This window comes from Caulobacter sp. GW822-FHT07D08 (assembly GCF_058798735.1).
Map to the genome: position 1 here is coordinate 132,029 of NZ_JBXAKU010000008.1, position 12,994 is coordinate 145,022.

Below are 12,994 nucleotides of genomic sequence, written 5' to 3' on the forward strand. Positions count from 1 at the left end.
GCGCTAGACCTCGCCGCCGATCCGCTCGATCTCGGCGGCCAGGGCAGGCAGGTCGAGGACGTATAGGGTGCGGCCGGTCTGGCGGACGATTTCCAGGCTGGCCAGGCGATTGAGCTCGCGGGTGACCGGCTCGCGCTGGCTGCCCAGCAGGGCGGCGAGCTCGGCGTGGGTAGGGCAGGGGTGGATGACGCCGGTCTGGCCGTCCTCGCTATTGGCCGTGGCGAGGCGCAGAATCTCGATATCGACGCGGCAGGCCACCGAGACGGCGGTCAATTCGAACAAGCGGTCCGTCAGCGAACGGGTCAGTCCGGCCATGTCCTCCAGCAGCGCCCGCATGAAGCGCGGCGAGTCCTCGAACAGGCGTCGGACCAGACTCTGGGGCAGGCGGGCGAGCCGGGAATCCTCGATCGCGACGATATTGGCCGAGCGCGGCAGGCCGTCGACGGCCGAAATCTCGCCGAAATAGCCGCCGGGCGTGATCCGGCGGTAGCCGACCTCGCGCCCCGACCTGGCGTACTGATTGGCCAGCAGCACGCCGTCCAGCAGCAGATAGATGCCGCCGTCCTGGTCGCGGCGTTGCAGGATCATCTCGCCCTTTCCGTAGGACCGATGCTCGATCAACGGCGCCAGCGCCTCGATCTCCTCACGCGACATGTGCCGGAAGATCTTGTTGGCGCGATAGTCTTTGGGCGGTTGCTCGAACATCGTATGGCTGACGGCACGCGGGGGCGATGATGGAATCACGGTCATCGGTTACGCTCCTGCCGTCGAGTGGGGCGACGCATGAACAGCCGACAGCGGTACAAGGCCTTTATCAGCTATAGTCACCGCGACCGCAAAGTCGCCGGGTGGCTGCATCGGACGCTGGAGACCTACCGCGCGCCGCGCGCCCTGGCGAGCGCCGGCCGGTCCTTGCGCCCCATATTCCGCGATCGTGACGAACTGAGCGCCTCGGCCAACCTCAACCAGGTCATTCGCGATGCGCTGGACCTGTCCGACGCCCTGATCGTGTTGTGCTCGTCCGCCTCCGCCGCCTCGCGCTGGGTGGACCAGGAGGTGGCGCACTTCCTGACAGGCGGGGGACCCGAGCGGATCCTCTGCGTGATCACGCCGGACACGCCGCCCACGACCGCGCTGGCCGAGATCCTGCCGCCGTCGCTGCGCGCGGCCCTGCCGGAAGGCGTCGAGCCCCTGGCCGTGGATCTGCGCCCCGACGCCGACGGCAAGCGCCTGGCGCGGCTGAAGATCGCCGCCCGCCTGCTGGGCGTCAGCCTTGACCGGCTGGTGCAGCGCGACGCCCGTCGCCGGCTGCGGGTGATGGCGGTGTTCACGACCGTGGCGATGGCCGTGACCGTGGGCATGGGCGCCATGACCGTGGTGACGCTGAAGTCGCGCCAGATCGCCCGCGAGCAGCGTGACGAGACCGAGGCCCTGGTGGCCTACATGCTGGGCGACCTGCGCCAGCAGCTGGAGCCCGTCGGTCGCCTCGACCTGCTGGACGGGGTCAGCGCCAAGGTGCTGGCCTACTACGGCAAGTCGCGCACCGACCGGCTCGACGACAAGGCCCTGGCCCAGCGCGCCAAGGCCCAGACCCTGCTGGGCACGATCCGCGAGCAGCGCGGCGACCTGGCGGGCGCCCAGGACGCCTTCGGCCAGGCGGCGGCCACCACCCACGCCCTGGCAGAGCGCGATCCCAAGAACGGCGACCGTGTCTTCGACGAGGCTCAGAACGTCTTCTGGCTGGCCTACGTGCAGTGGCGGCGTGGCGACTTCGCGAAGGCCGAACAAGGCCTCAAGCACTACGACGAACTGGCCCAGCGGCTGGTCAAGCTGGACTCCAACCGCGCGGAATGGCGGGTCGAGGTCGGTTACGCCCGCAGCAATCTCGGCACGCTGCTGTTCGAACGGGGGCGGCCCGAGGAAGCCCTGGCGGCCTTCCGGGGCGCCTTGGAGGTGTTCGGCGCGGAACTGGCCCGGGCGCCAAACGATAAAACCCGCATCGCCGACGCGACCAACAGCCAGGCCTGGGCGGCCGACTCCCTGCTGCGCCTGGGCCGGCCTCGCGAGGCCTTCGTCGAGCGTGAGCGAGCCGCCAACCTGCTGGCGCGGGCGGCGGCGGCCGATCCGGCCGACAAGCGCCTGGCGGCTAAGGACGTGACGATGCAGCTGGCGCTGGCGCGGCTAGAAGTGGATCTGGGGCGCTTGGCGCAGGCCCGCGCGCGGTCGGAGGCCAACCTGCGCCGCATCCATACCCTGTCGGCCCTGGACCCCAGCAATGCGCGCTGGCGTGAGTATCTGGTGGTCGGGCAACTGGACGCGGTCGAGATCGCCTGCTGGTCGGGCCGTCTGGCCGAAGCCCGCGCGGCGTACGCCGGGGCGGCGGCCAGCCTCGCCGAGCTGAACGCCAGCAAGAAGGAGAAGGTCTGGCGGGCTGACTTGGAAGGGCGTCTCGCCAGGCAGGCGATCATCCTGGCGCAGGAGAGCGGCGACCCGGGGAGGGCGCGCGACCTGGCGGCGGCGCTCCTGACTGCGCTGAAGGCCGGCAAACCGGAAGAGACCGCGGAGCTGGAAGGCTTCGCGCGGCTGGCGCAGGGGCAGGCCTCGGAGGCGGTGTCCGTGTTGACCCCGAAGCAGGCGTCGATGTCGCTGGCCAGCCGCGACGTACTGGCGCGCGCCTATCTGGCGACGGGCGCGCGCAGCCAAGCCGGAAGCATCCGTGCGCCTACTCAAAAAACAAGGCTACGAACACCCCGCCTTCCTTGCTTTTTGGCGAGATTCGCCTTCAGGTGGAATCTGAAGTCGGGAGAGAGTTAAATGTGCGAATCTGAACCTGAAAAGATCGTCAAACTGGTCATCGGCCTCGACGAACACTACAATTTTATGAATTTCGCCGATCCGGCCATGCCTACTCGGCTGAAACTGGACTTGACCGAGCGCTGCCTGCTCGTGTTTACGCTCAGCGATCAACTGATCAACGCCGGCTGGAGCTTCCAGCGTCGTCCGATCGAGATCGACCGTGACTACGGGGTGAACTTCTCCAGCTTTGTCTGGGTTCCCTACGGCATTGACGGCGAGGACAGCCCGCGCTCGCGCTTCAAGATCATCTACGAGTGCGCGCGGATGGGCGAATATACCTACAGCCTTTTGATGATGGACTCGCATGGCCAGCTGATCAATCTCGATCCGGTCATCGAGAACGGCACGGGCCACATCGAGAGTAGCAAGGCCTGATCGCCGGGGCGATGTTCGACCGGGACCAAGTCGCCGCGCTGATCCGGCGCGGCGAGATCCTGGCCGCCTACGACATCGCCCACGCCGCCCTCGAAGTCGGGGAAAGCTCACGTGAGATCGCCTATACGGCCGTGCTCTGTCTGGCGCGCGCCGGGGCTGTCGATTTCGCACGCGCCGAATATGTCCGCCTTGGCCTGGCCGAGGCGGAGGACCATGCGGACGCCGTCGCCTTGGGCGCGCGCCTTCTGAAGGATGTCGCCCTGGCGGCGCGCGGACCGCGCCGTATCGCTTTCGCCAAGGCCTCGCTCCGCCGCTACGAGGCCTTGTCCCGGCGCTTCGGCGGGCTCTACGGCGCCATTAACGCCGCGACCCTGACCCTGATGGCCGGAGACCGCGCCGGAGCCGCCGCCCGGGCCGCGACCGTGCTGGCGACGCCGCCCACGCCGGGCCTGGAAGGCGAGGGCGCCTACTACGAAGCCGCCAGCCGCGCCGAGGCCTGGTTCCTGGCTGGCGATCAGGACGCCGCGCGCGAGACCCTGGCGGTCGCCGTGGCGTCCGCGCCTCGCGCCTATGCCGCCCATGCCTCGACCCTGCGCCAACTGGAGATACTGTGCCGCGAGACCGGCGCGGATCCTGGCTGGCTGACGCCGTTCCGACCGCCGGTTTGCGCGCACTTCACCGGCCACATCACCAACCTGCCCGAAGATGCGCTGCGCCAGCGGATCGACCAGGTGCTGCGCGAGCAGCGCGTCGGCTTCGCCTATGGCGGCCTGGCGGCGGGGGCGGACATTCTCTTCGCCGAGGCGCTGCTGGACGCTGGCGGCGAGCTGCATGTCGTCCTGCCCGTGAGCCGCGCTTCGTTCGTAGAGGTGTCGGTGGCGCCGTTCGGCGAGGACTGGATCCCGCGCTTCGAACGCTGCCTCTCGCGCGCCACCTCGATCCGCTACGCCTCTCAGGACCCCTATCGCGGCGATGAACAGGTCTTCGCCTATTCCAGTCAGTTCGCCATGGGTTGCGCGGTGCTGCGCGCCGAGACCCTGTCGACCGAGGCGATCCAGCTGGCCGTCTGGGACGGCTACGCCGCGCCAGGCCCGGCCGGCGTCTCGGCCGACATGGCCTATTGGGCGGGCAGCGACCGGCGGCTCGTGGTCATCGAGGTCGAGCGTCCGCCCCCCTGTCCTTCGCGCTGGGCGTCGCCGTCGGCTGGGGCGGAGCGGCGGGCCATGAAGGCGATGCTGTTCGCCGACGTCCAGGGCTTCGGCGCCCTGCGCGACGATCAGATTCCGGCCTTCATTGAAGGTGTGATGGGGCGCATGGCCGATACGGTCGAGGGACTGGCCGAGCGGCCCTGTCACATCGAGACCTGGGGCGACGGCCTGTTCCTGGTCTTCGACCGGCCGATCGACGCGGCCCTGGCGGCGCTGGCGCTGCTGGAGGCCCATCGGTCGCTGGACCTCAAGGCCCTGGGCCTGCCGCGCGGCCTTGGCCTGCGCATCGGCGGTCACTACGGCCCCGTCCATCTGCGGACCAATCCGTTGACCAAGGCTCCGGCCGTGATCGGAGCCCACGTCGTGGTGGCCGCCCGTATCGAGCCAGACGTCGCGCCGGGCTCGGCCTATGTCAGTGAGGCCCTCGCCGGGGCGTTGGCGACCTTTCACGGCGACCGCGTTCGTTGCGGCTATGTCGGCCGCACTCAGGGGCGCAAGGGCTTTTCGGCGACCCCGATCTTCAGCCTGTCGCGCGCGCTCTAGGCGCGCTCGAGTTCAGCCGTTGCCCGCCTAAAGCGCGCCGCGCGCAATTGTAAACCTCCCCGGGAAAAACCGTAATTTTTCCCGATGTGCATATCCGCACATCCAGATCGCCCCCTCGGCGAACATGGTTCAACTGTCGACCGCGACAGGCAGCAACCCATTCCCTGGATCAAGCCTGTCGCCGGCCGCGTGAACCGACTGGGGACCCGGCCACCCGCCGGCTGGGTCCTCTTTTTCGAAGCCTCAACCAGGTCGGAGATCCGACCTCAGAACAGGAGCCGCGCCGTGCATTTCGACGACATCCTTTCCGACGCCCCGTCCAATCCGGAAACCGGCAGAACCTTCCTGCGTCACGCCCTGCGCGTCTGGGCCCGCGAGAACGGCGTGGCCGACGACCAACTGCCCGGCGTGGTCCACAACATCCTGGACTTCGCGGTCGGCTCCCTCCGCGGTCAGTCGCAGCAGGCCCTCGGCGCCTGACCTCCCGCCCGTCGGCGGCGCGACTTTGTCGTTCTCGCTGTGTGGGGCGTCGGGACGACAGGTCGACGGAGGCCCGGGTGTGCGGAACGCATGGGCCACTGTCGCGAAGGGCCCGAGCGGTGCGGCCGCTCGGGTCTTTCTCAACATCTGACCCGCAACTACCGGAGCCGAGACATGCTGGCCTTGCTGAGCCTTTTCGACAGCCCGATCATTCGCCTCCTCGCGGAGATCCTCGCCGTGGCGCTGCTGCCGACAGTGGCGTTCCTGGCCCTGCGGCTGTTGGGCGCCGAGGCGCGCCTGGTCCAGGCGCGTCGGATGGCCGTCGACCTCGCCGCCGACCGTGATCGCGTCCTGGCGGAGCTGGCTCTGAGCCGCGAGCGCCTGACCGAGACCCGCCAGGCGGCGGGCCGCGCCCAGGCCGAGGCCGCCGAGCGCGAAGTGCGGCTCAAGGCTTTGGCCAATGTCCATCGTGAGCTCGGCGAGCGCCGGACGATCGTCTCCAGCTTCCGCGACGCCGGAGCCTGACGCGCGCCAACCCGACGTTAACGCCGCCGGGCGCTATCTATCCGAGAGCGGGGATTGGACCGCGCGGGGGCGGCGGGTTGAACTGTCTTTGGAGCCTGGAACTGGACGGCTGCATTCGGCACATGAATGAGGCTGCGGAACTGTACGCCGGCGCCTCCCTGGCGGAGGCGCGTGGCAAGCCTTGGCGAGACCACTGGCCCGAGCAGAACCGCTTTTCCGTCGACCGGGCCGTGGCCTCGGCCGCCGAGGGACGGATCGCCCGCTTCCGCACCTTCGACGCCCGGCTCGGCGCGGCCCGCACCTATTGCGACACCACGGTCGCTCCGGTCTGCGACGCGGATGGGGCGGTGGCCTCGCTGGTCGCCGTCTCGAACGACGTGACCGCGGAGGTCGAGGCCGAGGCGCTGATGCGCTCGGTCGTCCAGTCGTTGCCGTCGCCGCTCACGGTGGCGTCGGCGCGGAGCCGCCGCTACGTGCTGTGGAACCGCGCGGCCGAAGCCCTTTTCCGCGTCGACGCTGACGACGCGCTGGGCCGCACGCCCGAGGAACTGTTCGATCCCGACCTGGCCAAGGCGGTCACGGTCGACGATCCCGAGGCCCTGCGGACAGGCGAGACCCACATCGCCGCGGGCGTCGTCATGCCGGAAGCCTTGGGCGGCGGGGTGTTCGACATCAAGTCGCTGGCCACCCTCGACGACCAGGGCCCGCGCCACGTCATCTGCCTGGGCGAGGACATCACCGAGCGGCTGGACCAGGCCAAGGCCCTGCGCGCCGCGCTGGACGCCGCCGAACGAGCCAGTCAGGCCAAGAGCGCCTTCCTGGCCAATATGAGCCATGAAGTCCGCACGCCGTTGCACGGCATCGTCGCCGGAGCCGACATGCTGGCCCGCGCCGCCCTCGACCCGAAGGGGCGCGAGTTGGTCGACATGATCCGCGACTCCGGCCGGACGCTGGAACGCCTGCTCGACGATCTGCTGGACGTCGTGCAGATCGAGGGCGACCGCGTCCGCATCGTCGACAGGCCGTTCCATCTGGGGGAACTTCTGCGGTCGATCGGGGCGATGGCGCAGCTGAGCCTGGGGGAGGTCGACGTCAGCTTCTCGATCGTCCTGCCGCCGGAGCTGAACGGCGAGCTGATCGGCGACGGCGTGCGCCTGGGCCAGGTGATCGGGAACCTCGTGCGCAACGCGGTCAAGTTCACCGAGCGCGGCGCGATCACGCTGACGGCGACGGCCGGGACGGGCGATCGGGTCCGCTTCGAGGTCGCCGACACCGGCATCGGCTTCGACGCGGCCGAGAAGGCGCGCCTCTTCGAACGCTTCCAGCAGGCCGACGCCTCGATCACCCGCCAATTCGGCGGCATGGGGCTGGGGTTGTCGATCTCCCGAGACCTCGTGTCGCTGATGGGCGGGGTCCTGGACTGCGAGAGCAGGCCGGGCGGGGGCGCGCGGTTCTGGTTCGAGCTTTCGCTGCCGCCCGCCTTGGACAGTGACGCGCACGGATCGGCGCCAGCGGTCCCGGACCGGGCGCTAAGGGTGCTGGTCGCCGACGACCACCCGGCTAATCGTCGCATCGTGGAGCTGATGTTGGCCGAGGCCGCCGAGGTCACCTGCGTCGAGAACGGCCTCGAGGCCGTGCGCGCCTACCTCGTCGAGCGGCCCGACGTGGTGCTGATGGATATGCAGATGCCGGTCATGGACGGCCTCTCGGCGGTCAGCGAGATCCGTCGCCTGGAAGCCGCCGGCGGCCAGGAACGCCGGCCGATCTTCATGCTGACGGCCAATGTCGGTGACGAGCACGTTCGCGCCAGCCTGGCGGCCGGAGCCGACCGTCACCTGCAGAAGCCGATCACCGCCGCCAGGCTCTTCGGCGCCCTGCAGGCCGTGCTGTAGGTGATCGACGGTCTCACCCCGCGTGGAAAAAAAGCCGCACGTTGCGGACACAATGTCGCAGCTCCAAGGGTTGTCGAGTTTACCCTAAATTAAGCTTGGTGGTTGCACCTTAGATAGTAGGTATAGATCCGTTCTTTTGACGGACTATATTTGTACGCGGGGGCGGCTGTGTCAGGCGAATTGCAAAGTTCAGTTGTCCGGTTTTCGGGCAGCGCCACTATCTCAAATATTTCGGATGCGCACGGTATTTTGCTCGCGGCTCTCGAGCAGAATAATTCCATCACAATTGAAATCGACGACCTCGAAGAAGTGGATCTGACCTTCGTTCAACTGATCGAGTCTGCTCGGCGCTCAGCCGCGGAGGGCGAACACTCGGTCGTGTTGCGAAGGGCCGCGCAAGGCGCGGTCCTGCAGGTCCTGCAGCGAGGCGGCTTCCTGGATCCCGAAGACCGGGACCGGGCGAACTTCTGGCTTCAAGGGGCGACTGAACAATGACCGCGATCCTCACCGTTGATGACTCGGCCTCCATTCGCGCGGCCATCAAGATCGCCCTGACCGGCGAAGGCTACAACGTCAGCGAGGCGGCCCACGGCGCCGAGGGGCTGGACAAGGCCTCGGCCGGCGGCTTCGACCTGATCGTCACCGACCTGAACATGCCGATCATGGATGGTCTGACCATGATCCGCGAGCTGCGCCAGCGGCCGGCCGGCGCGGGCGTCCCGATCCTGTTCCTGACCACCGAATCCGACGCCGACGTGAAGGCCCAGGCCAAGGCGGCCGGCGCCACCGGATGGCTGACAAAGCCCTTCGATCCAGAACAGCTGGTTCGCGTCGTCAAGAAGGTGCTCGCCAAATGAGCGGCCTGGATCCCATCGAGACGTTCCGCCAAGAGGCTCAGGAACTGCTGGAGCAGGTCGAACAGGGCCTGCTCGATCTGGCGCGTCGTCCGGGGGATCGCGCGCTGATCGACACCATCTTCCGGGGTTTGCACACCCTGAAGGGCTCGGGGGCCATGTTCGGCTTCGACGCCCTGGCCGCCTTCACCCACCACTGCGAAACCGCCTTCGACCGCGTCCGCAAGGGCGAGGTGCCGGCTTCGCCAAGCCTGGTCTCGGCCGTGCTGGCCGCCCAGGACCATATGCGCGCCCTGGCTGAGGGCGCCCCCGTCGTCGACGGCGCCGGTGAGGCGCTGCTGGCCGACCTGCAGGCCGCTATCGACGGCGGCGAGACGGCTCCGGTCGCCGCGCCGGCCGAGCCTGGCCTGAACATCTTCAGGATCCGCTTCAGCCTGCCGGCCGACGCCCTGATCAACGGCGCGCGCCCGCTGCCGCTGCTGGACGAGCTGCGCGACCTGGGCGAGGCCCGCGTGCGGGTCATCACCGACGACGTCCCGCCGCTGGACCAACTGGTCCCGGCCGAGTGCCGCCTGGCCTGGGAAGTCGTGCTGACCACCAAGCACGACCGGGACGCCATCGACGACGTCTTCATCTTCGTGATCGATGAGATGACGCTCGAGGTCGAGGACCTCACGGCGGTCGCCGTCGAGCCTGAAGTCACCGCGCCGGTTGTCGCGGCCGACGTCGTTCCGGAAGACCTGCCGGTCGCCGCCAACGCCCCGGCCGAGGCCGGCCGCGCCGGGCCCCAAGATACACGAGGCAAGTCCGGAGACACCGTCCGCGTTCCCGCCGAACGCCTCGACGAGCTGATGGACCGCGTTGGCGAACTGGTCATCGCCCAGTCGCGCCTGAAGCAACTGGCCGCCTCGTCGTCCGACGTCGCCCTGCGCGCCGTGGCCGAGGAAATCGAGCGTCTGGCCGGCGAGATGCGCGACACCATGATGGTCGTCCGCATGGTGCCGATCGCCCAGCTGTTCGGCCGCTTCCGGCGTCTGATCCACGATCTGGAGCGCGACACCGGCAAGCAGATCGAGCTGTCGACCGAAGGCGAGACCACCGAGCTGGACAAGACGGTGATCGAGCGACTGGCCGACCCGTTGATCCACCTGATCCGCAACTCCGCGGACCACGGCCTGGAAGGCGCCGAGCAGCGCGCCGCCGCCGGCAAGCCGACCGTGGGCAAGATCATGCTGGCCGCGCGCCAGTCCGGCGCCGAGGTGGTGATCACCATCACCGACGATGGCCGGGGCGTCGACCGCGACCGCGTCCGCGCCAAGGCCGAGGAGAACGGTCTGATCCAACCGGGTCAGGTGCTGAACGACAACGAACTGCTGCAGCTGATCTTCGCCCCTGGCTTCTCCACCGCGGCGGCGATCACCAACCTGTCGGGACGCGGCGTCGGCATGGATGTGGTCAAGAAGACCATCGAAGGCCTGCGCGGTTCGATCGAGATCAGCAGCACGCCCGGCGAAGGCTCGGTGGTGTCGCTGCGCATACCGCTGACCCTGGCCATCATCGACGGCCTGCTGATCCGTGTCGGCTCGGGCCGCTATGTGATCCCGCTGGCCACGGTCGAGGAATGCGTCGAGCTGACCCCGATCCAGGACCTGCGCTCCGCAGGTCGCAGCCTGATCACGCTTCGCGACGAACTGGTGCCGTTCATCCGACTGCGCGAGCAGTTCGCGACCGGGACCCAGCCCGACCCGCACCAGAAGATCGTCGTGGTTTCGACGGGCCAGGACCGGGTGGGCCTGGTCGTCGATCAGATCCTTGGCGACCACCAGACCGTCATCAAGCCGATGTCGGCCTTCCATGAAGACGTCGGCGCCTTCTCGGGCGCGACGATTATGGGCGACGGCGGCGTGGCCTTGATTCTGGACATCGCCGCCCTGGTCAGCCTGGGCCAACGCCACGACGCGCAAATGCGCGCGGCCGGGTGAGGGGAAAGACGATGACACAAGAAACCATCGAGGCTCTGACCTTCGACCTGCAGGGCGAGACCTTCGCCCTCGAGGCCGGCTATGTGCGCGAGGTCCTGGACCTGCTGCCCGAGACGCCGGTTCCCGGGGCCCCGCCGTTCGTCGGCGCCGTGATCAACTTCCGCGGCCGCGTGATCCCGCTCGTCGATCTGCGCATGGCCTTCGGCATGTCCGTCGGCGAGACCACGATCGACAACCGCATCGTCGTCATCGAGCACCCGCTGGACGGCGAACCGACCCTGATCGGCCTGCGCGCCGACAAGGTGCACGAGGTGACCTCGATCACCGCCGACTCTACCGAAGAGGTTCCGCGCGTCGGCATGCGCTGGCGGGCTGACTTCATCCGCCGCCTGGTGCGCCGCAATGGCGATGTGATCGTGCTGCCGGACCTGGACCAGATCTTCGCCACCCGGGGGCAGTCGGCCCCCGTGACGCCTATCCACACCGCCCAACGTTGATCGCCCGGAGTATCCCATGCGTCTGACCATCAAACTTCAGCTCGGCTTGGCCTTCGGGTTCGTGATCGCCCTGCTGCTCATCGGGAACGTCTTTGGCATCACCAATCTGTCCAAGACGAACAAGGCTCTCAATGACGTGGTGGACGGTCCGGCGATGCGCCTGGAAGCGGCCCAGCAGCTCAACATCCACCTGCTGAACGTCGTGCGCTCCGAAAAGAACATGATCCTCGTCGGCTCTCCCGAGGAGGTGAACAAGCTTGAAACCTCCATCGAAAAGGAGCGCCAGGCGTTCGACGCCCTGCTGACCAAGGCCGAAGGCCTGGCCACGGCCGAGGGCAGGCCGAAGTGGCAGGCTCTGGGCGGGGCCTTTGATCAGATGATGGAGGTCCATAGCCGCGTCCTGTCGATGGCGATCGCCGGCCATGATGTCGAAGCCTCGGCCCTGTCGATGGGCGAAGGTCGTAAGGTCGTGGTCGAGGCGGGCGCCCGCGTGGAGGAACTGGTCGAGCTGTCGCAGGCTCAGCTGGAAACCGCGACCGCCAAGGCCGACGCCGATTTCGCCACCACCCGTAACCTGCTGATCGGCCTGTCGGTTCTCTCGCTGCTCGGCGCGGTCGGCGCGGCGCTCTACATCTCGATGGCGGTCAGTAAGGGCCTTAGCCGCGCCTCGGAAGCCGTGAGGATGGTGGCCGATGGCGACCTGACCAAATCGGTCGAGATCACCACCCGCGACGAGATCGGCGACCTGCTGGGCCATGTGAACATCATGATCGAGCGCCTGCGCGGCGTGGTCGCCGACGCTATCGCCGCTTCCGAGAATGTCTCGGCCGGCAGTCAGGAACTTTCGGCGACCTCTGAGCAGATGAGCCAGGGCGCCACCGAGCAGGCTTCCGCCGCCGAGCAGGCCTCGGCCTCGATGGAAGAAATGGCCGCCAACATCAAGCAGAACGCCGACAACGCCACCCAGACCGAGAAGATCGCCCGCCAGTCGGCGATCGACGCGGAGACTTCGGGCGCCGCCGTCAGCAAGGCCGTCGACGCCATGCAGACGATCGCCGAGAAGATCACCATCGTGCAGGAGATCGCCCGCCAGACCGACCTGCTGGCCCTGAACGCGGCGGTTGAAGCCGCCCGGGCCGGCGAGCATGGCCGTGGCTTCGCGGTCGTCGCCTCGGAAGTGCGCAAGCTCGCAGAACGCAGCCAGACCGCCGCGTCCGAGATCAGCGCCGTGTCGTCCGACACCGTCAAGGCCGCCCAGTCGGCCGGCGAGATGCTGACCAGCCTGGTGCCGAACATCCGCAAGACGGCCGAGCTGGTCGCCGAGATCAGCGCCGCCTGCCGCGAGCAGGACATCGGCTCCTCGCAGATCAACGAGGCCATCCAGCAGCTCGACAAGGTCACCCAGCAGAACGCCAGCGCGTCCGAAGAGATGTCGGCCACCTCGGAAGAGCTCGCCGCCCAGGCCGAGGAGCTGCAGGCCTCGATCTCCTACTTCCGCACCGACATGAACGGCGGCCAGCGCGCCCCGGTCCGCAAGGCCGCCCCGGCTAGGCGCCCGGTCTCGGCCGGCCCGGCCCGCAAGGCGCCCGCCAAGCCGGCCACCCGTCCGGTCGCCGCCCAGCAGGCCCGCGTGGCCGGCTTCGCGCTGGACCTGACCAATGGCGGACCTGACGCCGACGACGCCGATTTCAAGCAATACGCCTGATCCTGGCCTGAACTCATGGACCGGCGGCTTACCGCGCCGGTCACCCTTTTCGATCCCAACCCAGTAAGCGCTTCAAC

Annotated in this window: 12 protein-coding genes; 11 read left to right on the forward strand and 1 reads right to left on the reverse strand. The window is 68.4% G+C overall.

The genetic code is table 11. The features are described from left to right. Positions 1-3 precede the first annotated feature (3 nt). Positions 4-750, reverse strand: coding sequence for a Crp/Fnr family transcriptional regulator (locus tag AC1RJ9_RS16345; protein ID WP_492837953.1), 747 nt, complete (start codon positions 748-750; stop codon positions 4-6). A 33-nt stretch (positions 751-783) separates the two neighbouring features. Between AC1RJ9_RS16345 and AC1RJ9_RS16350 the strand changes: the two genes are divergently transcribed. The 11 genes from AC1RJ9_RS16350 (at position 784) to AC1RJ9_RS16400 (ending at position 12,917) form a co-directional block, all read left to right on the forward strand. Further along, positions 784-2,814, forward strand: coding sequence for a toll/interleukin-1 receptor domain-containing protein (locus AC1RJ9_RS16350; protein WP_492837954.1), 2,031 nt, complete (start codon positions 784-786; stop codon positions 2,812-2,814). Next, entirely contained in the window at positions 2,815-3,231 is a 417-nt protein-coding gene (locus tag AC1RJ9_RS16355; protein WP_492837955.1) for a hypothetical protein, read from the forward strand. 11 nt (positions 3,232-3,242) lie between these two features. After that, a complete protein-coding gene (locus AC1RJ9_RS16360; protein ID WP_492837956.1) occupies positions 3,243-4,982 on the forward strand; it encodes a nucleotidyl cyclase domain-containing protein in 1,740 nt (579 codons plus the stop codon). Positions 4,983-5,267: 285 nt separating this feature from the next. Further along, positions 5,268-5,462: a hypothetical protein gene (locus tag AC1RJ9_RS16365; protein WP_492837957.1), complete on the forward strand. Its 195-nt coding sequence runs from the start codon at positions 5,268-5,270 to the stop codon at positions 5,460-5,462. 174 nt (positions 5,463-5,636) lie between these two features. Then, positions 5,637-5,987, forward strand: coding sequence for a hypothetical protein (locus tag AC1RJ9_RS16370; RefSeq protein ID WP_492837958.1), 351 nt, complete (start codon positions 5,637-5,639; stop codon positions 5,985-5,987). Positions 5,988-6,064: 77 nt separating this feature from the next. After that, the gene (locus AC1RJ9_RS16375; protein ID WP_492837959.1) at positions 6,065-7,879 is read left to right on the forward strand and encodes a PAS domain-containing hybrid sensor histidine kinase/response regulator; all 1,815 of its coding nucleotides are present in this window, start codon (positions 6,065-6,067) and stop codon (positions 7,877-7,879) included. A gap of 168 nt (positions 7,880-8,047) precedes the next feature. Continuing rightward, positions 8,048-8,374: an STAS domain-containing protein gene (locus AC1RJ9_RS16380; RefSeq protein ID WP_492837960.1), complete on the forward strand. Its 327-nt coding sequence runs from the start codon at positions 8,048-8,050 to the stop codon at positions 8,372-8,374. Further along, positions 8,371-8,736: a response regulator gene (locus AC1RJ9_RS16385; RefSeq protein WP_492837961.1), complete on the forward strand. Its 366-nt coding sequence runs from the start codon at positions 8,371-8,373 to the stop codon at positions 8,734-8,736. Before AC1RJ9_RS16380 ends, AC1RJ9_RS16385 begins: the two co-directional genes overlap by 4 nt. Beyond that, positions 8,733-10,715 (forward strand): chemotaxis protein CheA, encoded by a 1,983-nt coding sequence (locus AC1RJ9_RS16390; protein ID WP_492837963.1) that lies wholly within the window; start codon positions 8,733-8,735, stop codon positions 10,713-10,715. The genes AC1RJ9_RS16385 and AC1RJ9_RS16390 overlap by 4 nt, the downstream gene beginning before the upstream one ends. An 11-nt stretch (positions 10,716-10,726) precedes the next feature. Then, a complete protein-coding gene (locus AC1RJ9_RS16395; RefSeq protein WP_492837964.1) occupies positions 10,727-11,212 on the forward strand; it encodes a chemotaxis protein CheW in 486 nt (161 codons plus the stop codon). 16 nt (positions 11,213-11,228) lie between these two features. Beyond that, complete coding sequence (locus AC1RJ9_RS16400) at positions 11,229-12,917, forward strand: methyl-accepting chemotaxis protein (RefSeq protein WP_492837965.1); 1,689 nt, start codon at positions 11,229-11,231, stop codon at positions 12,915-12,917. Positions 12,918-12,994 lie beyond the last annotated feature (77 nt).